At 50.2% G+C, this 26,048-nt stretch carries 26 protein-coding genes; 16 read left to right on the top strand and 10 right to left on the bottom strand.

What is annotated here, in order from left to right; genetic code table 11:
• The 3 genes from VJY99_RS09980 to arsA form a co-directional block, all read left to right on the top strand.
• Window positions 1-1,929, top strand: a 1,929-nt coding sequence (locus tag VJY99_RS09980; protein WP_414641583.1) for a GH36-type glycosyl hydrolase domain-containing protein, incomplete at its 5' end; no start/stop codon positions are given.
• 58 nt (window positions 1,930-1,987) lie between these two features.
• On the top strand, window positions 1,988-2,347 hold the full coding sequence (gene arsD, locus VJY99_RS09975) for an arsenite efflux transporter metallochaperone ArsD (RefSeq protein WP_324117913.1): 360 nt from the start codon (window positions 1,988-1,990) through the stop codon (window positions 2,345-2,347).
• A gap of 17 nt (window positions 2,348-2,364) precedes the next feature.
• Window positions 2,365-4,116, top strand: a complete 1,752-nt coding sequence (gene arsA / locus VJY99_RS09970) for an arsenical pump-driving ATPase (protein ID WP_324117911.1) — start codon at window positions 2,365-2,367, stop codon at window positions 4,114-4,116.
• A gap of 21 nt (window positions 4,117-4,137) precedes the next feature.
• Here the strand turns inward: arsA and VJY99_RS09965 are convergent, their stop codons facing one another.
• Both VJY99_RS09965 and VJY99_RS09960 read right to left on the bottom strand, forming a co-directional pair.
• On the bottom strand, window positions 4,138-4,602 hold the full coding sequence (locus tag VJY99_RS09965) for a DMT family transporter (RefSeq protein ID WP_324117909.1): 465 nt from the start codon (window positions 4,600-4,602) through the stop codon (window positions 4,138-4,140).
• 9 nt (window positions 4,603-4,611) lie between these two features.
• Window positions 4,612-5,046 (bottom strand): DMT family transporter, encoded by a 435-nt coding sequence (locus VJY99_RS09960; RefSeq protein ID WP_324117907.1) that lies wholly within the window; start codon window positions 5,044-5,046, stop codon window positions 4,612-4,614.
• 97 nt (window positions 5,047-5,143) lie between these two features.
• On the opposite strand from VJY99_RS09960, the gene VJY99_RS09955 reads away from it, so the two are divergent.
• Window positions 5,144-6,079: a LysR family transcriptional regulator gene (locus tag VJY99_RS09955; protein ID WP_324117905.1), complete on the top strand. Its 936-nt coding sequence runs from the start codon at window positions 5,144-5,146 to the stop codon at window positions 6,077-6,079.
• 268 nt (window positions 6,080-6,347) lie between these two features.
• The gene (locus tag VJY99_RS09950) at window positions 6,348-7,280 is read left to right on the top strand and encodes a nucleoside recognition domain-containing protein (protein WP_324117903.1); all 933 of its coding nucleotides are present in this window, start codon (window positions 6,348-6,350) and stop codon (window positions 7,278-7,280) included.
• Here the strand turns inward: VJY99_RS09950 and VJY99_RS09945 are convergent.
• Genes VJY99_RS09945 through VJY99_RS09935 form a run of 3 tightly spaced genes read right to left on the bottom strand, consistent with a single transcriptional unit; the run spans window position 7,277 to window position 10,067 of the window.
• The gene (locus VJY99_RS09945) at window positions 7,277-8,011 is read right to left on the bottom strand and encodes an aspartate/glutamate racemase family protein (RefSeq protein ID WP_324117901.1); all 735 of its coding nucleotides are present in this window, start codon (window positions 8,009-8,011) and stop codon (window positions 7,277-7,279) included. The two genes, VJY99_RS09950 and VJY99_RS09945, sit on opposite strands and share 4 nt — an antisense overlap.
• Complete coding sequence (locus VJY99_RS09940; protein WP_324117899.1) at window positions 8,004-9,014, bottom strand: D-cysteine desulfhydrase; 1,011 nt, start codon at window positions 9,012-9,014, stop codon at window positions 8,004-8,006. The genes VJY99_RS09945 and VJY99_RS09940 overlap by 8 nt, the downstream gene beginning before the upstream one ends.
• Window positions 9,015-9,017: 3 nt before the next feature.
• On the bottom strand, window positions 9,018-10,067 hold the full coding sequence (locus tag VJY99_RS09935) for a malate/lactate/ureidoglycolate dehydrogenase (RefSeq protein ID WP_324117897.1): 1,050 nt from the start codon (window positions 10,065-10,067) through the stop codon (window positions 9,018-9,020).
• 441 nt (window positions 10,068-10,508) lie between these two features.
• On the opposite strand from VJY99_RS09935, the gene VJY99_RS09930 reads away from it, so the two are divergent.
• The 7 genes from VJY99_RS09930 to VJY99_RS09900 all read left to right on the top strand — a co-directional run bounded on the left by VJY99_RS09930 (window position 10,509) and on the right by VJY99_RS09900 (window position 16,877).
• On the top strand, window positions 10,509-11,465 hold the full coding sequence (locus tag VJY99_RS09930; protein ID WP_324117917.1) for an ABC transporter substrate-binding protein: 957 nt from the start codon (window positions 10,509-10,511) through the stop codon (window positions 11,463-11,465).
• Between the two features lies 1 nt (window position 11,466).
• Entirely contained in the window at window positions 11,467-12,333 is an 867-nt protein-coding gene (locus VJY99_RS09925; protein WP_324117895.1) for an ABC transporter ATP-binding protein, read from the top strand.
• Complete coding sequence (locus VJY99_RS09920; protein ID WP_324117893.1) at window positions 12,293-13,159, top strand: ABC transporter permease; 867 nt, start codon at window positions 12,293-12,295, stop codon at window positions 13,157-13,159. Before VJY99_RS09925 ends, VJY99_RS09920 begins: the two co-directional genes overlap by 41 nt.
• A 39-nt stretch (window positions 13,160-13,198) precedes the next feature.
• On the top strand, window positions 13,199-14,305 hold the full coding sequence (locus tag VJY99_RS09915) for an iron-containing alcohol dehydrogenase family protein (protein ID WP_324117891.1): 1,107 nt from the start codon (window positions 13,199-13,201) through the stop codon (window positions 14,303-14,305).
• A 272-nt stretch (window positions 14,306-14,577) separates the two neighbouring features.
• A complete protein-coding gene (locus tag VJY99_RS09910; RefSeq protein WP_324117889.1) occupies window positions 14,578-15,870 on the top strand; it encodes a Fic family protein in 1,293 nt (430 codons plus the stop codon).
• 108 nt (window positions 15,871-15,978) lie between these two features.
• Window positions 15,979-16,422 carry a type II toxin-antitoxin system Xre/ParS family antitoxin gene (gene parS, locus VJY99_RS09905; RefSeq protein ID WP_324117887.1) on the top strand — a complete coding sequence of 148 codons (444 nt, stop codon included), beginning with the start codon at window positions 15,979-15,981 and terminating at the stop codon, window positions 16,420-16,422.
• The gene (locus tag VJY99_RS09900; protein ID WP_324117915.1) at window positions 16,419-16,877 is read left to right on the top strand and encodes an RES family NAD+ phosphorylase; all 459 of its coding nucleotides are present in this window, start codon (window positions 16,419-16,421) and stop codon (window positions 16,875-16,877) included. The genes parS and VJY99_RS09900 overlap by 4 nt, the downstream gene beginning before the upstream one ends.
• A gap of 53 nt (window positions 16,878-16,930) precedes the next feature.
• Here VJY99_RS09900 and VJY99_RS09895 read toward each other — a convergent pair whose 3' ends face one another.
• Window positions 16,931-18,058 carry a Fic family protein gene (locus tag VJY99_RS09895; RefSeq protein WP_324117885.1) on the bottom strand — a complete coding sequence of 376 codons (1,128 nt, stop codon included), beginning with the start codon at window positions 18,056-18,058 and terminating at the stop codon, window positions 16,931-16,933.
• Between the two features lie 182 nt (window positions 18,059-18,240).
• Here VJY99_RS09895 and VJY99_RS09890 point away from each other — a divergent pair, with 182 nt between their 5' ends.
• Window positions 18,241-18,519, top strand: a complete 279-nt coding sequence (locus tag VJY99_RS09890) for a hypothetical protein (RefSeq protein WP_324117884.1) — start codon at window positions 18,241-18,243, stop codon at window positions 18,517-18,519.
• 184 nt (window positions 18,520-18,703) lie between these two features.
• Window positions 18,704-19,042, top strand: a complete 339-nt coding sequence (locus VJY99_RS09885; protein ID WP_324117882.1) for a hypothetical protein — start codon at window positions 18,704-18,706, stop codon at window positions 19,040-19,042.
• Between the two features lie 34 nt (window positions 19,043-19,076).
• Here the strand turns inward: VJY99_RS09885 and VJY99_RS09880 are convergent, their stop codons facing one another.
• Window positions 19,077-19,964, bottom strand: a complete 888-nt coding sequence (locus VJY99_RS09880) for a LysR family transcriptional regulator (RefSeq protein ID WP_324117880.1) — start codon at window positions 19,962-19,964, stop codon at window positions 19,077-19,079.
• Window positions 19,965-20,061: 97 nt separating this feature from the next.
• On the opposite strand from VJY99_RS09880, the gene VJY99_RS09875 reads away from it, so the two are divergent.
• Window positions 20,062-21,117: an SDR family oxidoreductase gene (locus VJY99_RS09875; protein WP_324117878.1), complete on the top strand. Its 1,056-nt coding sequence runs from the start codon at window positions 20,062-20,064 to the stop codon at window positions 21,115-21,117.
• Window positions 21,118-21,276: 159 nt separating this feature from the next.
• Here the strand turns inward: VJY99_RS09875 and VJY99_RS09870 are convergent, their stop codons facing one another.
• From VJY99_RS09870 to VJY99_RS09860, 3 genes are all read right to left on the bottom strand, one after another.
• Window positions 21,277-23,478 (bottom strand): TonB-dependent siderophore receptor, encoded by a 2,202-nt coding sequence (locus VJY99_RS09870; protein ID WP_324117876.1) that lies wholly within the window; start codon window positions 23,476-23,478, stop codon window positions 21,277-21,279.
• 57 nt (window positions 23,479-23,535) lie between these two features.
• Window positions 23,536-24,615 (bottom strand): YncE family protein, encoded by a 1,080-nt coding sequence (locus tag VJY99_RS09865; RefSeq protein WP_324117875.1) that lies wholly within the window; start codon window positions 24,613-24,615, stop codon window positions 23,536-23,538.
• 417 nt (window positions 24,616-25,032) lie between these two features.
• Window positions 25,033-25,437: a YybH family protein gene (locus VJY99_RS09860; protein ID WP_324117874.1), complete on the bottom strand. Its 405-nt coding sequence runs from the start codon at window positions 25,435-25,437 to the stop codon at window positions 25,033-25,035.
• A 309-nt stretch (window positions 25,438-25,746) separates the two neighbouring features.
• Between VJY99_RS09860 and VJY99_RS09855 the strand changes: the two genes are divergently transcribed.
• Entirely contained in the window at window positions 25,747-25,989 is a 243-nt protein-coding gene (locus VJY99_RS09855) for a hypothetical protein (protein WP_324117873.1), read from the top strand.
• Window positions 25,990-26,048: the final 59 nt, after the last annotated feature.

Below are 26,048 nucleotides of genomic sequence, written 5' to 3'. Positions count from 1 at the left end.
GAATGGGCGTTGGGTGAGTCCCGCAGTAAATCGGCTATGCATGTCGTCACGCGGGCATCCAGCACCCGACTCGGCTGCGGCGTATTGGCGAATAATTTTTACAGTAGCAACGGTTCAGAACGGACGGCCTTCTTTGCAGTGACCGGTGTGCATTGTTCGGTCACGGGGGACAGGCGGGAATTTTTGGGACGTAACGGTTCGCAAAGCGACCCTGCGGCGATGAAGCTGCGCACGTTATCCGATAAAACAGGCGCAGGGCTCGACCCGTGTGGCGCAGTGCAGTCAGCCACCACACTGATTGATGGCGATCAGCGCAGCTTTATCTTTGTGCTGGGGATTGGACAAAATCCGCAGGAAGCGGAATCGATGATTAGCCAGTATATGAGCGAAGAGACGGCCCGTGCAGAACTGGCAAATGTGCATCGTTACTGGCACCAAATGCTGGATAAAATCGTCGTTTCAACGCCCGATCCCTCAGTCAATTTACTGGCTAACGGTTGGCTACTTTACCAGACTATTGCGTGCCGCATGATGGCTCGTAGCGGTTACTACCAGTCCGGCGGGGCGTTTGGTTTCCGCGATCAGTTACAAGATACTCTCGCCCTGAGCCATGCTGCCCCCGAGCGGCTGCGCGACCAAATTTTGCTCTGTGCGTCACGCCAGTTTGTCGAAGGCGATGTGCAACACTGGTGGCATCCGCCATTGGGTAACGGCGTGCGCACCCGTTGTTCTGATGATTTCCTTTGGCTGCCGCTTGCCATCTGCCATTACGTAGAAACTACCGGTGACATCGGCTTGCTTGAGCATCGTTTGCCCTATCTGGAAGGGCGCGAATTACTACCAGGAGAAGAGTCGGCCTATGAACAACCGGTCATCAGCACTTTTGAAGAGTCGCTGTGGGAGCATGGCGTAAAAGCCATTCGCAATGGCCTGCGCTTTGGTCAGCACGGTTTGCCATTAATGGGTGCAGGTGACTGGAACGATGGCATGAACCTGGTTGGGCTGGAAGGTAAGGGCGAAAGCGTGTGGCTCGGCTTCTTCCTCTACGATGTTATGCAGCGTTTTGCGAAACTTGCCGAACAAATCAATGAACACGATACCGCCACGTTATGTCGGGCAGAAGCGGTGAAATTACAGAAAAACCTCGAAGCGAACGGTTGGGACGGTGCCTGGTATCGCCGTGGGTATTTTGATAGCGGGGAAACGCTAGGCTCGCAAAATGCCAAAGAGTGCCAGATAGATGCCATCGCCCAGAGTTGGTCGGTGTTATCCGGTGCAGGAAGTACCGAACGTTGTACGCAAGCGATGCAAGCGCTGGATTCCCGTCTTGTGGATACAGAAGCCGGGTTGATTAAATTGCTCACCCCACCGTTTAACGGTAATGGGCCAAATCCGGGATACATTCAGGGCTACTTACCAGGCGTGCGCGAAAATGGCGGGCAATATACCCACGGTGCTATTTGGGCGGTGATGGCCTTTGCTCGCAGCGGCAATATTGAACGCGCCTGGCAGCTCTGGTCGATGATAAACCCTATCAATCACAGCCTGACGCCGGATGCGGCTGAGCGCTATAAAGTTGAACCGTACGTCATGACAGCGGACATTTATAGTGTGGCACCTCATACAGGGCGCGGAGGCTGGAGCTGGTATACCGGTTCGGCGGGTTGGGCTTACCGGTTAATTGTCGAAACACTGCTGGGTATTGAGCGCCACGGCGACTCAATCACTGTGCACACCTTGCTGCCGCGTGACTGGCCATCTGTCAGCCTTGTTTATCAGCACGGATCCAGCCATTACCGCATCAATGTCCAGCGCAGTGAGGGGGAATACCGGGTGATGCTGGATGGAACACCGCTTTCGGGAGATGCCATCCCGCTAGTGGATGACGGGCTAAGTCACGATGTAGAGATTTGGCTGGGGCAGGAATGACATGTTTTATATTATACTCGCCTGAACACATATGATTTTTCGAATGTGAGGTGTGAAAATGAAAACGTTAACAGTGTTTGACCCCGCTATGTGTTGCAGCTCCGGTGTCTGTGGTTCAGATGTTGATCAGGTTCTGGTTGATTTTGCTGTGGATGTTCAATGGCTGAAACAACGTGGTGTTCAGGTTGATCGTTATAACCTGGCGCAGCAGCCCATGAACTTTGTACAAAACGAGAAAGCCAAAGCGTTCCTTGAGGTATCCGGCGTTGAAGGCCTTCCATTACTTCAGTTAGATGGTGAAACGGTGATGGCGGGGCGATACCCGAAACGTGCTGAACTGGCACGCTTGTTTGGTATACCGCTTGAGAAAGTGGGATTAGCGACAGCGATGGGTGGTGGTAAAACTCCCTGTTGCTAAATATGTCAGGAGGACATATGAAATTCTTACAGAATATCCCACCTTACCTGTTTTTTACCGGTAAAGGGGGAGTCGGTAAAACCTCTATTTCTTGCGCCACGGCTATCCGCCTGGCAGAAGAGGGCAAGCGGGTTTTGCTTGTCAGCACCGACCCGGCATCAAACGTAGGCCAGGTTTTTGACCAGACCATTGGCAACACCATTCTGCCTGTAACCTCTGTACCTGGACTTTCAGCGCTGGAAATCGACCCGCAGGCAGCCGCCCAGCAATATCGAGACAGAATCGTTGATCCCATCAAAGGCATTTTGCCTGCCGATGTGGTTAACAGTATCAACGAGCAGCTCTCCGGGGCATGTACCACCGAAATTGCTGCTTTTGATGAATTCACCGGGATACTGACCGACGCATCACTACTGACCCGTTTTGACCATATCATCTTTGATACTGCGCCGACCGGTCATACTATTCGCCTTCTCCAGTTACCCGGAGCGTGGAGTAGTTTCATTGAGAGCAATCCAGATGGGGCTTCCTGCCTCGGCCCGATGGCCGGTCTGGAAAAACAACGTGAGCAGTATTCCCACGCCGTTGAGGCTTTATCTGACCCGGAAAGCACCCGTCTGGTTTTAGTGGCGCGACTGCAACAATCAACACTGCAGGAAGTTGCCCGCACACATCATGAGCTGGCGACGATTGGCCTCAAAAATCAGTATCTGGTGATCAATGGTGTTTTACCGGAAACAGAAGCAGTAAACGATGCACTGGCGGCTGCAATATGGGGCCGGGAGCAGGAAGCATTGGCCAATATTCCCATAGGTCTGGCCGGTCTGCCCACTGACACATTATTCCTTCAGCCAGTGAATATGGTCGGCGTGTCTGCACTCAGAGGGCTTTTCACCACCGGGCCTGAAACGGCATCCTTCGCTGAAGAATACACACTGCAAAAAACCGCAATAGCTTCGCTTTCTACTCTGGTAGATGACATCGCTCGTGATGAACACGGCCTGATTATGTTGATGGGTAAAGGTGGTGTGGGGAAAACAACCATGGCCGCAGCAATAGCGGTCAGGCTGGCCGATATGGGATTTGATGTGCATCTCACCACCTCAGATCCTGCAGCACACCTCAGCACCACCCTCAATGGAAGCCTCAATAACCTGCAAGTCAGTAGGATCGACCCTCATCATGAAACAGAGCGTTATCGTCAGCATACCCTTGAGACGAAAGGACGCGACCTGGATGACGCGGGTAAACGTCTGCTGGAAGAGGATTTACGCTCTCCTTGTACCGAAGAGATAGCTGTCTTTCAGGCTTTCTCGCGGGTGATACGTGAAGCGGGTAAACGATTCGTTGTTATGGATACGGCACCGACCGGACACACGCTGTTGTTGCTTGACGCCACCGGGGCATATCACCGGGAGATAGCCAGGAAAATGGGCGATAAAGGCCATTTCACGACGCCGATGATGCAGCTTCAGGACCCACAAAGAACAAAAGTGTTGCTGGTCACGCTGCCGGAAACCACGCCTGTTCTTGAGGCGGCAAATTTACAAGCCGATCTTGAACGTGCGGGGATTCATCCCTGGGGCTGGATAATCAATAACAGTCTTTCCATTGCCCAAACCCATTCGCCGCTGCTGCGTCAGCGCGCGTTACAGGAACTCCCGCAAATAGAGGCTGTTCAACGCCAGCATGCTACCCGTATTGCGTTGGTTCCTGTGCTTGCGACAGAGCCCACCGGTATTGATCAGCTCAAACAGCTGACAGGCTGATTTTTAACCTGGACAGGGCAGTTATGCTGCCCTGTCAGATGTACTGGTTTTACTGCTGGAATAAATAAAGAACAGCGCAATTCCCAGGCAGATTACCGCACCAAGACGGGTCAGTGAGAAGTGAATCGCTTGATTCCCCAACCAGCCAAAATTATCAATGAGCATGCTCATTGCCAACTGACCAAAGATGACGGCGACTGTCGCAACCGCGGCACCAATACGCTGTACAGCTAGCACCATAATGACGATGTAAGGAACCCCACAAAGTGCGCCAAGCAACTGCCATTTCGGTACGTCCAGCAAGGTGAGCGCATGTTTTTGTTCGAAGAAGAAAATGAGCAGCGCTGTCACCAGTGCCCCCACCGAAAAGGTTAGAAAAGCACTGCGGAATACCCCCACATTGCTCCCCAACTTGCCGCCGATCGCCGCCTGCATGCTGAGGACCGCACCGCCAACCACTGCCAAAATGATCATTACTATATTCACAGGTTCACCTTAGCCTTGTGCCATGAGAATCAGGGCCGCAATAATAAAAATCAGCGCAATAATACGTTTGCTGTCAATTTTCCGATGAGAAGTGCCAAACAGGCCATAGTGGTCAATCACCAGGCTTTTGAAGACCTGTCCTGCCAGTATGCCAATCATTGTCATGGCAATACCGATACTCGGTACCGCTACGGTCAGGATGACGACGTATATTGGGCCCAGAACGCCCCCCAGCAGAGTCCATGATGGTTGAGAAAAGAATGAAGGGCTGTTTCGTGGACTAAAGAACAGCATTAACAGGAATGTCAGCGCGGCACCCACCCCGAAAATACTGAATGTTGCCCATAAATCGCCAACTTCGCTCCCCAGTGGCCCTAACAATCCGGCTTCTACGGACAATCCCATCCCGCCTGCCACGACGAGTAATATAAATAAAAGCTGCATACAACAGTCTCCCGTGTTTTAGGCGGGTGATCCTATAGCAGCGATGAATAATGAAAAACGGTATAATCCGAGAAACACCTTTGCAGGAATCGAGATAATGTATGACCCAAGCGCCTTAAACTTTCGGGCACTGTTATTTTTCATTGGTGTCTTTGATGAACAGAACTTTTCAGCCGTCGCCAGGCGGGAAGGGGTCTCCGCATCCATGGTCTCGCGCGTCATCCTTCAACTGGAAGATACGCTGGGTCAGCAGCTTTTTTACCGCAATACCCGGGCAGTTATTCCTACGGAAGCTGGCCGGTTATTCATCGACTACGCCCGAACCATGACAGAACAACTCAGTGAAGCCCGCACAGAAATGCTGGACCGATCCCTTGAGCCCGCAGGGCTGATAAGGATTAACGCACCGGTGTTTTTCGGGCAGCGCCATATTGCGCCCTGGCTAGCAGAACTGTCTGTCCGTTATCCACGACTACTGATTGAATTGACGCAGACTGATGACTATATCGACCCGCATCGGGAAGCCTCGGATATCATTTTCAGAATTGGCACACTAACGGATTCTTCTTTCCATGCCCGCATATTCGGGACTCAGCGTTATCATCTGGTTGCCTCACCGAGCTATATCAAGAAACAGGGAAGGCCGGAATTGCCAACTGACCTAAATCATCATAAGTGCCTGGTTTACAAAGGCTCATCCGGGCCTAACCGCTGGTTGTTCAGGGAGCCAGGTCGCAGTTGGACTCACTATCCGGTTACTGGTTTACTGACATCCAATAATGCTGAGTCTTTGCTTACCTGCGCACTGGGAGGTATGGGAATGGTGTTGTTTCCGGACTGGCTGATAGGTGACAGCATCAAGAAAGGTGAGCTGATCAGATTGATGGGGGGATTTGAGGCCGCGATTAATACTGAGCCACAGCAGATAGCCGCCATCTACCCCAATGCGCGCCATCCTCCGCTGAACGTACGCGCCATCATTGATTACTTTGTCGAAGTTTACGGTACGCCGCTTTACTGGCAGTTTGACTGACGTTGCTCATTTTTCAAAATGTTAGAGATCTTGTCGTCGGGCAAAAACCTCACTGATCCAGTCGATAAGTGCACACTGCCTTCAACATACATACGTATGCTAGCATGGGGTTGAATGTGCGGAACGACCTCGATTATCAGGTGAAACGCATCGTACCGGTCCATGAGCAGCGTCTGACTGAAGTCTTCCCGAGCGCCGGGTGACTGAGGCAGGCCTATTTATTGCAGAAATCACCAAAGCAGATGATCAGTTATCTCAGGGTAATGTTTTGAATATTATAGAAATAATCATGGCTTCAGGCCGTTCAGCAGTTGATATTGCTCTCTACACGCTGATACCCATTATGGTCGTCATGATGGTTATTATGAAATATCTGGAGTCAGTGAAGATCCTCGCAAAGATCATCAACGTTACCGCGCCACTGCTGAAACCTTTTGGGCTGTCGGGGCTCAGCCTTTTTGCGTTGATCCAGCTTAACTTCGTCAGCTTTGCGGCACCTGTGGCCACACTGGCCATGATGGATAAAAAAGGGGTATCCGACCGCCATCTGGCAGCAACGCTTGCCATGTTGTATGCAATGGGTCAGGCAAATGTCCTGTATCCGCTGACCCCCCATGGTTTGAGCTGGGGAATCACTACGGTCATCTCTATTTTAGGCGGGCTGGTGGCCGGAGCGGTCACCTGGTATGGGTTTGCCAGAAATCTTTCGCACAAAGAAGTGATCTCGGTTGAAGATGCCGAAGTTCACTCGCCACAGAAGCAGGGGTTGCTCACCATCATTAATACCGCGGGTGCGGACTCTATCCGTCTGGCACTTGGCGCAGTCCCCATGCTGCTTTTGTCACTGACCGTCGTCGGCATACTGAAATCTGCTGGCTTTATCACCTACCTTGAACAAATTCTGTCCCCAGTTCTGCATGCTGTACACATTCCCACGGTACTGATTATGCCCGCCCTGGTAAAATGCCTGGCAGGGGGAACCGCTTATCTGGGGGTTGTCACTGAGCTACTACAAAGTGGCAAGCTTGATGCACAGACGCTGAATGCTTCCGCAGGCTGGTTTATACAGACACTGGATTTACCGGGACTGGGGATTATGCTGGGAGCCGGGTTTCGGGTGGCCCGCGTGGCACGCTTTGCCATACTAGGTGCGCTTGTGGGCATTGCTGTCAGGACCATTTTGCATATCGTGATTTTCTAATACATTAATCCGGTGGCTGACTGTTGCGACTGTTGCCACATTTTTACACAGGTTTTGGCGAGCGCAGTGGTAGGGTCTATTGAATCGGGTAAATATTTAGAGTTAATAGCCTCCAGAGCGGGAGGCACCTCAGTACAAGCCAGCACCAATTTCTGCGCCCCGCGGCTTGCGAGCCTATCGGCCAGTAAGTCGAGTAATAGACCACCGCCCCGGATATCTCCGCGTTTGACGGCATAACAGCCGGGTACAAACCATTGTGCCAGTTCATCTGGTGTCGGAATAACGACACCAATACCAGCCTGTGAAAAACGTTGCTGGTACCAGTTTGCAGTGAGCGTTCCTTGAGTGGCAATAAGCCCGATAGTTGACGGACGAAGCGATTCCTCCGTCATTGCCTGCGTCGTGATATCCGCAATATGAAGCAGCGGCGCAGCACTGGCCGCCGCTAACTCGTCATACCAATAATGAGCCGTGTTACAAGGTAGCGCTATATGGCTGACACCCGCTTGATTCAAACCTTTTATGGCATCCAGCAATTGTGGTAGTGGGGAAGGCCCTAATCCGGCAAGTGCGTGCTGACGATCTGCAATTTGAGGCACATTCCAGACCACCACGGGTACATGGTCTTGATCGCGATTAGCAGGAGTGGCAGCAAGAATTTTTTGCTGTAAATCCAGTGTTGCCAGAGGCCCCATCCCCCCCAGAATGCCAAGACGTCTGAATTCATTCATCGTTTTGTTCCAGCAGTTGCCGGTATCCAAATAGGCCTGCTGAACCTCCCGTATGTATAAAGACAATATTTTGATCTGGCGAATAGTGGCCTTTGCGAATCAAATCGATAAGGCCTGCCATTCCTTTGCCTGAATAAACCGGGTCCAGCAAAATCCCTTCAAACCGTGCCAGCAGACGTAGGGCTTCCAGTGTGCCGGATGTTGGCAGCCCATAACCTTCACCGACATAATCGCTGTTGACCTGTACCCGTTCTCGCAGCAGTTCACCGTGTGCTTCTAGCAATTGCCAGGTTCGGCTACCCAGTTGGTAGACATTTTCTTCCTGGCGCTCTCGCGGAGCACGGACACTAATCCCGAGTACTGGAATATGGCTATTCGTCGCATTAAGACCCACAAGTAAACCCGCCTGAGTCCCTGTACTGCCTGTCGCATGAACCACTTGATCGATACGAAGTCGCTGCTGGCTGGACTGCCACAATAATTCTTCCGCGCAAGCGACATAACCCAGTGCGCCCACGGGATTTGAACCGCCCCCTGGTATCACATAGGGTTTGCGGCCTTCTAAGCGCAAACGTTCAGCGAATTGCTCCATTGCCTGCTGCATATCAGTACCGGCAGGAAGATGCTCCTCAATGACGCCACCCAGCAGGTCGTCCAGTAATATATTGCCGGAACGTTGATAATCTTCCCCAAAATCAGTGACACGACGTTCGAGAAACACATGGGTTGGCAGGCCAATTTTGGCAGCCGCTGCGATAGTTTGACGTACGTGATTAGACTGGGTTGCCCCCTGAGTAATGATGACATCAGCCCCTTTAGATTGTGCATCTGCCAGCAGGAACTCCAGTTTTCGCGTCTTGTTACCGCCGGTCGCCAGCCCAGTACAGTCATCGCGCTTTATCCAGATACGCGGGCCACCCAGGTATCGGGAGAGGTTATCAAGGGGTTCCAGCGGAGTAGGAAAATGGCCGAAATGTAAACGAGGAAAACGAGATAAATGCATAAATCAGGCCTCACTAACTGAATGATTAGACTGGAAGGATGCCTCTTCCAGCGAGATAAATTGCTGCCAGTTGACGTCATCTATTTCAATGCCGTGCTCGAGCCGCTCGTGATAATGCTGTTGCTCTGCATCGCCTGGCAGGAGCAGTTGGTCGTCGTCGCGTGATGTTCGGGTCCACTCCAGCATGCGGGTAACAGCTTGCGTATAATCCTCACCCGCCCCTAATAATGTCGGGTCGAACACTATCGACAGCATATTGTTAATGATGCCCGGACCTTCCGGAGGGGGGGAACTCTCAGTTTCACCGCCTGTGATTGCGGCACCGAGCAAGCTGCACATAAGTGCCAGTCCTGAACCTTTATGCGCGCCAAATGCTAAAAGTGCACCCAGCGGTTCTTCCATCAGCCAGCGCGGATCACGGGTGGGTTGACCGTTATTATCTACGGCACAATTTGGGGGAAGTTCACGACCTTCATTCCAGGCAATTCGCGCCTTGTTACCGGCGATCATGCTGGTCGCAAAATCAAGCACCAGGGGAGAACTGTCAGCAACAGGAACGCCAATACAGAAAGGATTAGTGCCGAAACGGGGGCTCACCCCATTAAAGGGCAGTACCATTGAGCGGGAACCGACGTTAGCAAAATGCACAGAGACCAGACCTGCGGCAGCCGCTTGTTCTGCCCATGCGCCAATACGCCCCAGATGGTGGGTGTGCGAGAGACCCATGACACAGACACCAAATTCTTTCACCCGCAATATTGCCTGTTCCATTGCCTGGCGTCCGAGTACCTGGCCAAAGCCATTGCAACCGTGAAATGAAAGTATCGCCCCGGCATCGCGTGTCAGTTGAAGAGTCGCCTTAGGGGCAAGTTCACCTGCGTAAATGGCTTTGATATAACGTGGGATGAGTGTAACGCCGTGAGAATCGTGCCCCTTCAACGAAGAGTCCACAAGATTGTCTGCAACCTCGCCAGCAGTAACGGCATCAACGCCTGCAGCATGCAGATGTTGGCGTAAATATTTACGCAAATAGCTATGGCTGAATAACGGCATGACATTTCTCTTATTAATAAGATAAACAATTCATTTGCAGGAACTATAACGCCACTTTTTTTTACGCCAACGACATAAATTAGCTTTGCATATCTAAAAACTGCATAAGCAGCATGGATATAAAAACAATATGTTGTTGATAAGTGGCAGTTTAATTATTCCTTATTACATCAGGCAGAAACATATTACGCATGCACTCACATTCCTGATGAAACGACTGTTTTGGGAATAATATATTCCAATAAATGATTTATTAATGGCAAGAAACGGCCTCAGGATTAAATAGTCAGGTTAAAAGAATCAAGTCCACATCATGAGTGTAAGACATGATGTGGCGTAATTATTCAATTATTTAAAGGAAAGATAATGGATTTACTACGAGGTAAGAAAATTTCATTTTCACTGAAACAATCGGGTGTATCCCTGGTGTTGTTAAGTGCCATGCTGGGTTCGGTGAATGCCAGAGCCGAGGGGACCATCAGCATTGCACAACAGTTCGGCATTGGTTATCTGCTGCTGGACGTTGTGCGAGATAACCATCTGATTGAAAAGCATGGCAAGGAAGAAGGGCTGGATATCAAGGTGGAATGGCGGACGTTGTCAGGCGCAACGGGAATGAATGAGGCACTCCTTTCAGGGGCAATTGATGTGGTCGCGGCGGGAGCGCCCCCAGTACTGACACTCTGGGATCGCACTAAAGGGAAGCAGAACGTCAAGGCTATCGCAGCCTTAGGGTCAATGCCAAATTATCTGCTCAGCAACAACCCGGACGTGAAAAGTGTTAAAGATCTGAGCAGCAAAGATCGTATCGCTGTACCTGCTGCTGGCGTGGGGTTCCAGTCGCGTACGTTGCAGATTGAATCTGCTCGTCTCTTAGGCAATAGCAACTATAAGAAATTTGATGATATTACGGTCAGCCTTCCACATCCTGACGCGAGTGCAGCACTGATTGCCGGAGGTTCTGAACTGACAGCGCACTTCTCAAGCCCCCCATATCAGTATCAGGCTCTGGAGCACGCCAATATTCATAAAATTTTAAGTTCCTATGATGTATTAGGTGGGCCAGGAACATTTAATCTTCTGTATACCACAGAGAAATTTCATGACGAGAACCCAAAAACCTATCGCGCATTTTTCGATGCTTTAGCTGAAGCTGAAAAAATTGTTAAAGCGGATAAAGCCGCTGCGGCACAAACCTATATTCGCGTTCAGAAATCAAAATTACCTGCGGCGTTTATACAGAAAATGATTGAGGACCCGGAAAACGATTTCACTATTACGCCACAGCGTACTTTTATTTATGCTGACAAGCTTTATCAATTGGGTGTGTTGAAAAACAAAGCTGAATCCTGGAAAGATTATTTCTTCAGTGAAGCGTATACCTTACCGGGGAGTTAATATGTCTACTATATCCATTGGATTACCGCCACCGCTGCTTCAAGTTGAAGGTGTTAATTTACAATATAGAACCCGTGAGCTGCGTGTACAAGCAACTCATGACGTCAGCTTTGATGTCTGGCCTGCTGACCGTTTCGTATTACTCGGGCCGTCAGGTTGTGGTAAATCCAGTTTGTTAAAAGCCATTGGTGGTTTTCTGGCGCCCGTTTCCGGGGCCATACGCCTCGCGGGAAAAGAGGTCAGCAGCCCCGGGCCTGACCGTATGATGGTCTTTCAAGAGTTTGACCAGCTACTGCCATGGAAAACGGTTTTGGAAAATATTGCATTCCCGTTGATAGCCAGCCGCAAAGCAGGGCGTGCAGAAGCGCAAGAGCGTGCAGAGTATTTTCTGCACAAAGTCGGACTGGGGGCTTTCCGCAACGCTTACCCGCATACGTTATCCGGGGGGATGAAACAAAGGGTCGCGATTGCCCGTGCGCTGGTGCTCCAGCCCAAGGTATTGCTGATGGATGAACCGTTTGCTGCGCTGGATGCGCTAACCCGGCGAAAAATGCAGGAGGAATTGCTGAGTTTGTGGGAGGAGGTGCGTTTCACATTGCTTTTTGTGACGCATTCCATTGAAGAAGCATTGATAGTCGGGAGCCGTGTTTTGTTGCTCTCCCCGCATCCGGGAAGGGTCAAAGCTGAACTGAATTGTCATCAGTACTCACTTGCGGACTCAGGCGGTGATTCCTTTCAGGCAGACGTTTCCCGTATTCATAATCTGTTATTTCCGCAGCCTTCTTCGCCAAACTTGATCTCTCAGAATCAATCTCAAGGAAATCATTATGAGCAGCCAACCCCCCATCCGACCCGAGTATCAGCGTGAGTTGGAGCCCATAGAGGCGCTCACTCTTACCGAAGCTTTACCGCTGCTCACAAGGTTATTCAATCAGACCTGGTTGCGTAAGTCTCTGTTGTTGCTGATTTTGCTCGGCGTGTGGGAAATAGCCGCTCGTTGGCAAAATAATGACCTGATGTTTCCGGGTTTTTGGCAAACATTTTTAGCATTTCAACAGGATATTGCCAGTGGAGAACTGCCACAGCGGGCATGGCTCTCAGTGAGTTTATTACTCAAAGGATATTTGCTGGGGATCTTACTGGCACTGCTTATCAGTGCATTAGCCATCTCGACGCGAATGGGTCGTGATTTGCTAAGCACGCTTACCGCAATGCTAAACCCATTGCCTGCTATCGCGCTATTGCCGCTGGCACTCCTCTGGTTCGGCTTAGGTAACGCCAGTCTGGTATTTGTCATTGTGCATTCGGTAATGTGGCCGATGGCACTGAATACCTGGTCCGGTTTCCTCGGCGTTTCCAATACCTTAAAAATGACGGGCCGTAACTATGGCCTGACGGGCTGGCGTTATGTGTTGTGGATACTTATCCCCGCGGCTTTGCCCGCTATTCTTTCGGGTTTGAAAATTGGTTGGGCATTCGCCTGGAGAACACTCATTGCCGCAGAGTTGGTCTTTGGTGCTTCAAGCGGAAGCGGTGGATTAGGTTGGTACATCTTCCAAAATCGCAATGAGATGTACACCGATCGGGTTTTTGCCGGGCTGGTGATGGTGACGACTATCGGTCTTTTGGTTGAAGGGCTGGTGTTTGCAACCCTGGAAAGACTGACGATAAAACGCTGGGGCATGCAGAATTGAATAGGCTGATTTCTTTCGTTTACAGGGATAATAAAATTTATGATATCGATTAAAACTCCCGAAAATTATCTACAACAAGCAGGGGTAATTAGCCATACCGGGGAATATGTTTCACCCCTGGCAACACGGGTGCTGGTTATTGCCGGGCATACTGCCTGGCAGAAAGCGGGTGAAGCATTACGGCAAAGTCTTATAGATAACAGGATCATTTTTGAAGTGACCTGGCTACAAGGGAAATGCACATTGGCAACCCTCCAGAGGCTGGCACAGCAAGCGAAGGATATGAAAGCGGAGGGTATTATTGGTCTTGGTGGCGGTGCCGTAATGGATACGGCGAAAGGAACTGGCGAACTCGCAGGGCAATTACCTGTGATTCAGTTACCGACTATTGCTGCAACCTGTGCGGCCTGGTCGCCGTTTAGCGTTCTGTATAACGACAAGGGGGGCCATAATGGCAGTTTGCCATTACGCAGGTATCCGGCCTGGATACTGGTCGATACCGAGATTATCGCTGCCGCACCTGTGCGTTATTTAAAGGCAGGGATTGTCGATGCGCTGGCAAAATGGTTCGAATTTAGCCCGTATCAATTTAAAGACGGAAATGATCTTGGGCTCTCGTTGCAGCTTCAGGCTTCAAAAATGGCGGTGGAGGTATTTGAAAAATTTGGAATTCAGGCGGTGGACGATAACCTTCATCAGCGGGTGACACTGGCCCTAATTAAGACAATCGACGCGGTTATTGCGCTGGCGGGGCTGGCGAATAGCGTCCGAGATGAAAGCCACCGGATTGGCGTTGCGCATGCCATTCATAACAGTATGACTCATCATAAAATTTTCCATACCTGGTTGCATGGCGAAAAAGTCGGTTATGGCTTAGCCATTCAGGCAATACTGCAGCACGATAACCCGCTTGATCGTGAACCTTTGCTCACATGGCTGACGCGGATGGAAACCCCTCAGACAACTTCTGCTTTGGGGATCGGTGAAGATACCCGCTTACTGGAACACATTGCCGCAGGGGTACAAATTAAACCTGAAGCCCGTGAACATTTACCTTTCGCGGTTGATGAGACGAGCCTGATTGCGGCGATGAAGGCAACATTGATCAAAAGTCCTGCCACCGATTTAAGCTGGCCGAAACCATAGAAAAATACAGGCCGGATAATAATTTTACCGTTGCCGCGGCGATGCCGGCCTCGGCAACCAACAATTTACACCGCTCAGGCATCGCTGGATTGCTTTCGCCAGATACAAGCTGACAGCACCTGAGGTTTCTATCAATAAGACGAAATCACCCGCAGTAGCTTGAAAAGGGTTGTGAACTTATCTCAAAAAACAAAAAAATTGAGATAAAAAGTACTCAACTGGCTCAAACCACTTTAAACTATCTCAATAATATAAAAAATCGAGGTAGTTTGATGAAGCAGCCCTCTGCAATAATGCCGCTTTCCTCGCTCACAGGGGCTCAACTGGAAGCCCACCAGCAATATAATCGTATTCTTGACGACAAAGGCCGCTATCTGCCTTTTGATGAATTCAGGCACAGGGTTAAACGAGGCGACGATCCAGAATTAGCCTGGACGTTGACGCGTCATGCCCGTAGCGCATCCCTGCAGTTCATTAATTACCACAACGAGTTGGGAGAACGCGCCGGGTTTAACATCACGCCGCTGGTGTCAGAGACTTGCGAACTTGTGGACAAACACGCCACACAAACAGCGCTAAGGGAATACCTGCAGCAATTGCCAGCCGGTGGTGCTGAGTTATCACAATTACAACTTGATGAGTCGATCACCAGTAGCCAGCTGGAAGGTGCAAATACGACAACACTGGTAGCGCGAAACATGCTGGAAACCGGACGAAAGCCGCGTACCGAAGATGAACACATGATCGCCGGTAACGCCCGTCTGATGACTGCAATACCTGAGCATCTGGCAGAACCGCTCAGCATTGAGCTGCTACGGCATTTTCACGCGGCAGGGATGAGTGGCATTAACGACGCTAAATACCATCCAGGCAATTTCCGTGAAACCGATGACGTTGTGATCGCCGATTATGATGGCAACATTGTCCATCAGCCGCCAGTGGCAGCCAGTATCCCGGATCGCCTCCAGGCAGTTTGTGATTTTGCGAATGACCTTACCGGCCAGTACATTCACCCACTCATCAGGGCTTGTCTCCTGCATTTCATGCTGGCACATGAACACCCGTTCAGAGACGGCAACGGGCGCACCAGTCGGGCGCTGTTTTACTGGTACATGCTAAAGCACGGTTATGATGCCTTCCGCTATGTGTCGATAAGCCAGCCTCTGCACGCCGCACCGGTAAAATACGCCCACAGCTACCAGCACACCGAACATGATGGGATGGACGTCACGTATTTTCTTGAACATCAGGCCAGCATCCTTAAGCGGGCTGTGACGAAGTACCTCGATTTCATCCATGAGACCATTCACCGCCGCGCAGCCGTCGATCATCTGCTGGCCGGGTCTGGCGCACTTTCCCGCTTGTTACCACGTCAGATAGCACTACTGAATATCATGCTGGCTGAGCCTCAGAAGCATTTCACCGCCGCCGAAGTTAGCCAGATAATGGGTATTTCAGACGGTACAGCCCGCAGTGCATTGCGTGTTCTGGTACGAGAAGGGCTGGCGATGGAAATACAGGTTAATAACCAGCAAACCGCCTACACGGCCGTAAAATTGCGGTGAATATTTTAACGTATACAACTGTAGAATTTTAATCGCAGCAAGAAAAGGGCATAATTTGCCCATCACGCTACCATATGGTTATAATAAAAATACCATCTGGAGGTGCTTATGAAGGTTTTCACACCCACTACCTCGACTTACGAACCGGACAACTTGTGGAAACATGTCGGTCTGAATGTGTCCGACGGTGTCATGTTGGTTGGCGAAATCGATAAAGGTCTGGAAGGGCAAGTGGCAAGTCGAATTGTGTCTTGGGCCCACATCACCCAGGCGGATCTCCGTCGCATGACCGGTATTCCCGGCACGACATTCAACCGTAACAGTAAGACACGATTCACCCCGGCGCAGAGTGAGCGTCTGGTGCGTTTCATCCGTGTGCTGGATAAAGCCGTGGATCTGTTTGAAGGTGATAAAGCAGCGGCCCAGCAATGGTTGAATGAACCCAGCCGGGCGCTGGGATGGAAAAAACCCGCCGATTTGCTGGCTTCTGAATCCGGAGCCTGGGAAGTGATGAAGCTGATAACCCGTCTCGAGCACGGGGTGTATTCCTGAAACTCTGGCGTCTGACGAAAACCCGCTATCTGACGACTGCCTGGACGGGGCAGGGAGCAAAAGAAGCAGGTGGCCGCTGGAACAGTGTGGGTACTGCGATGGTGTATACCTCGGAAGCGGCTTCACTAACCATGCTAGAAACCCTGGTCCATCTCCATGCAGCCAACCTGCTTGATTCCTTCACTTTGCTTTCTGTAGAAGTGCCGGATGAACTGATTCAGGTCATTGAACGTGAGAGCCTGCCGGATAACTGGGCGGCATCTGAAGCACCAGGGTTGCTGGCTGAAATCGGCGATCAGTGGACAAGAAGCGGTGAGGCGGTGGCCCTTCGAATTCCCAGTGCGCTGTCACCGGTGGAGTATAATTTTCTGCTCAATCCGGCACATCCTGAATACCCAATGATTGTTCGGGATGCCGCCACAGTTCATTTCCGGTTTGACGAACGACTGAAATAACGCTCAAGGGAGCGATTGCCCCCTTATATCCAGTAAGCACCTATGACCTGTTATCAGCATGGCTTAATGTGATAACGAGAACTGCGACCTTCTCCTGGACCTTTTTGTAAGCACTCCTTTTCAAGTAAGTCGGCCAAATGCCGGGTTGCAGTGGCTTTACTCACCTTTGCGACAGCCTGGTATTGAGATGCATTGATTCCATTCTCGAATCCGCCATCGCCTCCATCCAGGAGTCGATTCAGTACCTTGATTTGCTCAGGTCGCAGATCCATTTCCTGGTGCTGAACCCAAAATAAGGTTTTCTGCAGGGTGCGTTCAACAACCTGATAGGCGTGATCTAACGTGGAATTCAGGGTGTCATAGAACCATGTGAGCCAATGAGTAATATCAAGCTGCCCATGCTGCGCGGTTTCCAGTGCCTTATAGTAGGCATCGCGCCGTTCCAGAATGGCTACAGACATGGCATACAGACGGATACTCTGCTGGTCGGCTTGAGCCAGTGCCATGTCAGTTAACATTCGCGTTATCCTGCCATTCCCATCTTCAAAGGGGTGCAGTGTGACAAACCAGAGGTGACAAATTCCCGCCCGCAGAAGCGGATCCAGGGACATGTCCTTTTCGCTTTCGTTAAACCAATGGATAAACTGGTTCAACTGCTCTTCCAGTCCTTCTCTTGGCGGTGCCTCAAAATGAACTACAGGTCGATCTATGCGGCCAGACACGACCTGCATTAACTCATTTCCACGCAACTGCCCAGGATTGATTTTGGATCCGATGATACTGTCAGCATCAGGAAACAAGCAGCAATGCCAGTGAAAGAGGCGATCCATTGTTAATGGCTCATGCTGCTTGTTGTTAGCCAGAGCATCGAACATCATTTCCGCCAGGCCTTCTGACTTATCATTGATAGGGTATGGCTGTTCAGATGTAACCCCTAGCCGCCGTGCAAGTGACGATCTGACGGACCCGACGTTTAAACGCTCATTTTCGATGGCTGAGCTGGCGACAATGTTGGCCAACAGCGTGTCGAGGGCTTGAGCATTCTGGCGACTACCAAGACATGAGCTTGCTCCCAACAGAATGCCTAATTTCAAGCGGACAGAGCGAAGTAGGGGGAATACCTGGTCATTCTGCCAGGTGAAGCTCGGCCATCCGTTTTTCTGCCAGATCCACTGTGTCATCTTTACGCCCTTGATGTTGATGGTGAGCCGATTAAGGAGGTTATTCGGCTCACCGCATGAGCCGAATATACACCCTAATCAGCTCACGCCACAACTGTTCCGGTGCTAATCGGTATCAGCAAAGTTCTGCCATAAAATTGAGTTTAAGTAATTTTGCGCATGCGCAAATCTGGAGGGCTGTAATGTCGGATAAACCCAGTCATGACTGGTTGTCGTACAGTGACGTTAATAAAGCAGATGCAGATTTTCTGGCAGAACGGCCAGTGATTATTGAAGAAGGCAGAACGATGCGCACAATCGAGAAGATCGAGAATGATTTGGAACGAGCACGCCGGGAGCGTGATGTCTGGAAAACAAATCGTGGTGGTCAGTCGAACTATGAGATGGCAAACGTGGTGGTATCAGCGTTGGAGAAAGAACTTTCAGAGGCTATCAGTAACCAGGGCAATGAGGCTGATTAATCACTGGATTCTGTCTTACCTTACCTTGGTGCGCATAATGTATATTATGTTAAATGAAGGCAATGTTTTCCGTTCTCTTAAAAAGATAACCTACCTCAATGACTTGCATGCATATAGAGTATAGATCTAACGCTGCAAATTTAGGTGTACGCCCCCTGCCTCTTTCTACAGGACAACGAATTTAATGGGAAATAATCCATTTAATGCCCAATGGAGTCGGTCGGGAAATCTTTTGTGTCACGGCCATTGGGTCATTACATATCACCGTGTTCCAGTGATACTTCCCGAACCTTATCTGGAAAAAAATCTTGAAACTAAAGGAATTTATTCAATTATCGATCCAGATGATGAGTTGTATCTCGATGGACTAGATGAAGATGATTGGATCCTTAAAAATGTGGAATGGTTAGCTGACTGTTTTATTGATAATGAAATCCCGCTTGATGAGATGAACTTTCGCTACTTTTGGCAGGCGGTAAATCCTCATGACTGGCGTTGTACTAGTTGTGCAGGCTGTATGTAGCTGGAACCCTGGTTCCAGTGGATCTTACCCGCCTTCAGATATTCCCTGTTATCTCAGGCAGTAGTTGTTCGATAACACCGATAATGCTTCTGACCCTCTGTGGGATAAAGCGGGCGTCGGGATAGACAGCGTAGAGGAAGCGGTCAGGTAACCGGTAGGCTGGTAATACCGGAACTAGCCTACCGGATTGCAAAGCCCTGGCCGCGAGTGGTCGCTGCATGCCACCGATACCGATACCTGACTCTAGCGCCTGTAACAGCGCTTCACTATTGTTGGCCCGGAAAACGGTATTCACTTTCACGTCGATAGTTTCATTACCAGAGACTAACCGTAGTGGCGCTTCCAGCTCTATGCCGCTAAATCGCACGTGTGGATGCGCAGCCAACTCGCTCACGGAATCAACCGGTTTAAAACCGGGTGCGGCAAAAAGCGCCGTTTCAATACGTGCCAGCACCCGCGCCGCATGCGCTTGCGGAGGCTCATTGCTCAGCCGCAACGCGACATCTACCCCTTCACTGACGAGATCTGCGATGCGGTCGTCAAGTGAAAGCATAAGGTGCAATCCTGCATTCATTTTCTGAAGAGCCAGCAGATGTGGCAAAAAGATCTGACCCAGACCGCTCGGCAACTGCACATGTACCCTGCCCTGCCATTGATGATCTGCCGGGTTCAGCCGCCTTTCTGCTTCCCGCATGGCTTCCAGTAAAAGCTGCATATCACGCCGGTATCTTTCTCCCTGCTCGGTAAGCGCCATCACGCGCGTTGTACGATGCAGCAAGACCACACCGAGATCCTCCTCAAGTGAAGCAATCTGCTGACTGACCGCAGATTGCTTCATACCGCTCTGGCGGGCGGCTGCAGAAAAGGAGCCTGCTTCTGCTACACGTAAAAAGGTAGCAATGGCATTGAGCTTATTATTCATTTAGTGATTCTGCTTATAAGTGCCATCAGTTTCATGGGATATATGTGGAAAAAATAATATATCACACTGTTTCTGTCACCTTCTGTGGAGAAACACCATGAATAAGATGCAGCAACAAAAGGTCGCCTTGGTTGCCGGCGCCAGCGGTATTGTCGGTAGGCAGCTTGTCAAAACGCTACTGCAAAATGAGTGGGAGGTTATTGGCCTGAGCCGAAATGCATTATCTCACCCTGATAGCATTCCGATAGTAAACGTCGATTTACTGGATGCGCAGCACAGTGCGCAGACATTGCAACCACTCAGCGGTATCACACATATTTTTTACAGCGCCTGGGTGAACGCCGTGAATTGGACAGAAATGGTTGAACCGAACGTCACCATGCTGCGCAATCTGGTCAGTAACATTGAGAAAACTGCCCCGCTACAGACTGTAAGCCTGATGCAGGGATATAAAGTCTATGGCGCGCATCTTGGACCGTTCAAAACCCCGGCGCGTGAAAGTGATCCCGGCATACCAGGTGCTGAATTTAACGCCGCTCAGCTCACATGGCTCAGCCATTTCCAGCGTGGAAAAACGTGGCACTGGAATGCAATTAGACCAGGTGTGGTGGGTAGCACGGTGCCCGGCAACGCCATGAATCTCGCACTAAGCATCGCACTGTATGCATCGCTGTGTAAGGCTCAGGATTTACCTCTCCGCTTTCCCGGTTCGGAACAAACCTGGAACAGCATTGTTGATCATACTGACGCCGGATTGCTGGCAGAGGCTACGCTGTGGGCAGCTACTTCGCCTATGGCCCAGAACCAGGCTTTCAATGTGAATAACGGTGACGTCTGGCGCTGGAGCGAGTTGTGGCCACGCATCGCGCGCTGGTTTGAGCTGGAATCCGCACCGCCGGTCAGACTGTCATTTCACCAGTTATTTAAGGACTACCGTGCTGCATGGCGCGAGCTTGCCGAGCAGCGGCTAGTGGAAGCGGACATTTTACAGTTGAACGATGGGAGTTTTGCAGATTTCGTGTTTGGCTGGAATTACGACATGTTTGGTGATGGCAGCAAGCTGCGCCGGGCGGGATTCCCACATATGCAGGCAACCGACGAAATGTTTTTCAGCCTGTTCTCGCAGCTGAGAGCCGCTCACATTATCCCATGACAAAGCATAGCGCCGCATATTTCAGGTGATGTGAAGTGGTCAACAAAAACTGGCCACTTCGCCAGAGTCTACCGAAGTACGGTGCTGGTTTATTAGCGCTGATTTGTGGGTCATCTCAGCACCGAAGTGGCCTTGTTAATTAACTATTCTTTACTCAACTCAGAAATCATAATTCATAGAAACTTTCAGCGTGCGTGGCTCGCCCTGGAATACATAGGTACCCAAATCCTCAACGCCCGACCAGTATTTCTCGTTTGTAACGTTATCAACACCCGCGCGCAGAACCATTTCATTCTGATCGGCATTCAAGTTCTTACGATAGCGAACACCGAGATCAAGCGTGGTGTAACTGTCGAGCTTTTTAGTATTCGCCGCATTGGCATATTGCGAACCAGTATGGTTCACTTTCGCGGTAGCCGTCAGCCCATCTACCGGCTTGATGTCGTATTCCGCGCCCATAACCATATAGAAGCTGGAGACACCAATCGCATCTTTACCGTCAGTTTTGCCGCCTGCGGTATGCGTCTGCTCAGGATCCAGCCACATCGTGCTGCCGTTTAAGCGCAGCCCCAACATTGGTTCGCCAAACGCGTTCAACTCGATTCCCCGGTTACGCTGCTCACCCTCGAGCGCGTAATAGTTATTGGCGTTAAGAACGGCAGAAGGCTTTTTGATTTCGAAAAGCGCAAGTGCCCCGCCGACACGCTCGTAATCAATTTTCACCCCGACTTCATCTTGCTTAGAATGCGCGATACCGGTGCTTTGCCCGTAGTTTGCCGCCCCTTTTGGCGCATTGCTTCCCGGTTGCAACGCTTCGGTATGGTTCGCATACAGGGAAATATCATTCCACGGTTTATACACCAGCCCGAAAGTTGGCATCCAACGGCTTTGCGTATACCGCGAGGAAGTGTCTTCGAGGCCCGTTTTGTTGCTGTAGTTGCGCACCACTACTTTTTGATGACGCGCGGCTGCGGTAAACAGCACACTGTCATCCAGGAAGCCTAACGTGTCACTCAGCAACCAGCCTTGCGTGCGGTTACGCGCCGTGGTCAGAGGGTCTAAATAGTCCCCACCAAAGTAGGCATTAGCCGGTTCTGGCACATCGTGATTGTCGTAAATATTCGTGGTTGGATTTTTTGCCGACATGCGCCATGCGGTGGCATCGCGTTTGATTTGCGCAGAATATCCGACATTCACTTTATGAGAAATCTCACCCGTATCGAAATCGCCGCGCATCCCTGCCATACCGCTGAAGGCATCAATAATACGGTTGGTATCAATACGGCCCACGGTGGCATCACCATTTTCATTCAATAGCTTAGGCGCGCTGTAGGTGCCGGTTTCGTGAGCGTGTTGTGCACCTAACGCCGCGTAAGTCGTCCAACTGTCGGTCAAATCAAACTCGGCTTTTGCCATGCCAAATTCGTTTTCGATGTCGCTGTAGCCCCATTTCTGGCTGTAGTTTTTTGTGGCACTCGGCACATCAGGAATGAAATCAACACCGCTGATATTGATGCCCATGGTACCGCCATGGAACGTTTTCTTCTGGTAGCCAAAATCCAGAGATGAGCGGAAACGGTCGGTTTTATAATCCAGGCCGATGGAAGCAAGCGTGGTGCGGCGTTTGTCATCCTCGACCACAGCTTCCCCTTCGCGATGCAATAGATTAACTCGCGCACCAAACTGGTTGTTATCGCCAAAGCGGCGTCCCACATCCAGCGAACCGCCCACCTGCGAATCTGAAGTGTAATCGACACCAATCTGGGTGGTCGGTAGCGCTTGCGCTCGTTTCGGTTCAAGGTTAATCATGCCACCAACACCGCTGCCCGCAGCGCCATTGAGCAAAGCATTCGCGCCTTTAAAAACTTCGACACGTTCAAGCATTTGAGTGTCCATCACCTGGCGCGGCACCACGCCCGACAGGCCACCCATCGTCATATCGTCACCATCAAGTTTTAAACCGCGAATACGATAGGTCTCAGCAAAGTTGCCGTAACCTTGTACCGCCTGCACACCCGCATCATTGCTGACAACATCGCCAATGGTTTTGGCCTGCTGATCCTGAACCAGTTTCGAGGTATAGCCGATAACGTTGAACGGAACGTCCATCGCTTTTTGCTCACCCAACATGCCTAAACGCCCGCCGTGAGCGATTTGTCCGTCCATATAAGCCGGAACCAGTTCATTACCGCCGGGTTTGAATGCGCTATCGGCATTGGCCTGAACGACAATCGTATCTTCTTGATTCTTCTGCGTTGTGGTGTCGTTGTTGGCTGCGTGAGAGGCTTGAGTGAATGCCCCGATTGCAACAGCAATCATAGACTTACGTAACATGAAGTTTTTACCCAGAGACTTGTGCATGATTTTCTGTCCAAAAATACCAAATGAAACAAAATGGCCCGTAATCGGGCCTGATTCTTATTTTTTGAGGTCGATTCTTACGATGCTGTCCGGGCCATTCGTGGAATGATCTTTGTTAAAGGCTTGCTTGACGGTGACATACAGAACTTGCCCATCATCAGAAAGCAGCAAGCTGTTAGGATGCGGCTTTAAATCCCAGGACTTCTTCACCGCATAAGTGGTGCCATCCAGGCTCAATAATTTGCCAGACTCGCGCTGAGTGATGTAAATCTCATTGCGTTTGGCATTGAATTTCACTGCCAGTGAGTCGCCCACCGCCAGTTGCTTAATCACTTCTCCGGTACGGATGTTCAGTACCAGCGTGGTTTTCGCTTTCGAGTTATCCGTGACAAACAAACGGCCCGTCGCGTTGTCTTCTGCAATATTGAGCAGCAATGCCGGTTTTTCACCCAGCGGTTTCCAGCGTTTTTCGATGCTGTTTGTTTTCGGGTTAATCACCAGAATCTCACCACCACCATTCGCGGCGTAAATACGATCGGTAGTTTGGGAATAATGCAGGCCGGTCATCCATTTACCGGTATTTTTGATACGGGTTTTGAGCTTCAGATTTTCGGCATCCACTACCCAGATTTGCGCAGGGTCTGCAACCGCACCGATGTAGAGCAGACCGTTATGCAGCAGCACCTCACGCGCACCGTAAGGGAAGCCCTCTTTGTTACGCTCGTTAAATAAAATACGTGATTTCACTTTGCCATCAGCGGTATTCACCGCACTCAGGCCGCCATCCAGGGAGTTGGTCACATACACAATCTGGCCATCTGGCGAAATCGCCATACCGAAGTTTTTCAGGTCGGTGTGACTTGCGCCCACGGTTTTCAGCGTCGTGGAATCCAACTTGTAGATAACCCCGCCCTGCACATCTTTAAAACCTTCCGCGCTGGCGACATACAGCACATCGCCCTTAGGGCCGAGCGCCATTTCGTAAAGCCCGGCAGCTAGATCACGCTGTGTGGTGTCGGTGGCGACGTTTTTTTGCGTGACAGGAGGAGTGGCAGAAGTTTGCGAGGATTGTTGAGTTGCGCAGCCGCTCAACGCGACTGTCAGAAACAGCGCAACTGCTGTGAATTTCATTTTCATCTGGAAAATCCTTTACCGTTCAAATCATTCAGGGTGGCTCTTTCGGTTTATATTCCCGATAAGATTGACGACGCCACGGAATATCTCAGTGTTTCCCTGTGAACGAATTTCACATCATGCAGGATAGTCCCTATCAGACCCGCCAATAACAAAGAGAATGAGAACTATACTCATTAACATTTCGTAATCAAGCGTAAATGGCTGAATGGATGAAAAATATTGCGCCAGTAGTGGCTTCTGAAGCTTTGAGTTTGGACAGAATCACATGGATATCTAACGAGTGGGTATTCTGATTCAATTGATACAAAGTGGACGGGCAGCTATGAGCGAGGAGCAGACGTTGTGCCTGAAAAATGCAATGAATAATATCCAGTTTAAAAGTGAGGCTACTGCTCGCGATAGTTCAAGCAAGGTGTTTTAGGCAGTATCAGCATCCAAAAGAGAAGTACCATAAGAATTGTCGATTGTACAAAGCCAGCGACTGTCACTGTCCTGCCGAAATACATAGGTTGCGCGACGTGTCGTTTCAACTATTCCACTATGCCCATCGGGGAAACGAAGTACTGTTTCCATGATAACGAGAGCATTGCCGCCACCTTCTATGACCTGCATATCCCCCTGTTCTACAATAAGCTGATCCTGAAAATAATCAGAGATAGCAATAAAAGCTTTACGGATATTATCTTTACCTTTGACGATCATACCAGGCTTCACCACCAGAGCAGCATCTTCAGAATAGTGCTCCATCAAAGAGTCAAAATCTTTAGCAGAGATCGCTCTGTCACACGATTCAATGATCTGGCGTAGAGGATGTGAGTGCATGAACATTACCTTTATTAAATGACCAACCCGTATTACCAATCAACTCGACGTATCTGTATAGCTACCAAGATTTATGAGTTTCCGCTCCTGGCACTCACCAGCCCACCAGGCACAACCGCGTCGTCTATGAGTGGCAACTGATTATTTCCGATTTAAATCGCACGGATGTTACGTGCGATATACATGAAATCGTTGTGAGAAAGGGTAATGTGATGATTTTAATCCATAATAATCAAACTTCAAGTGTACAAAACCTCACCGATTCAGATATGTTATTCCCTGACACCCACACTATTCAGAGGGCTTCCGATGACCGATTTCGTTTTTTTCAAAAAGGGTAAGCAAATCACCGCATTGGTAAAATCAGATGCTGATGGTGCTGCTCAGCTTGCAAATCAGGGCTATGAAAAACAGTTTGAAGAAATAGACGCGCCCGATCCCGAAAAAGCCCTTCTTCGTTTTGCAGATATCCGAAATGAAGAGATCGTGACAGAGCATGCCTTCACAACAGGTGCCGTATTCAGTGCTATCAGTAGCGTATTTCTTAAATAGCCTTCATCTGGCGGTTTTTCACCTGAAGTCGTCATGAGGTTTATTGCCATAAAGCCTCA

This window comes from Buttiauxella sp., from assembly GCF_035271705.1.
Taxonomy (GTDB): Bacteria; Pseudomonadota; Gammaproteobacteria; order Enterobacterales; family Enterobacteriaceae; genus Buttiauxella.
The sequence above is the reverse complement of the archived record's forward strand: the minus strand, read 5'-3'. Positions and strand labels throughout refer to the sequence as shown.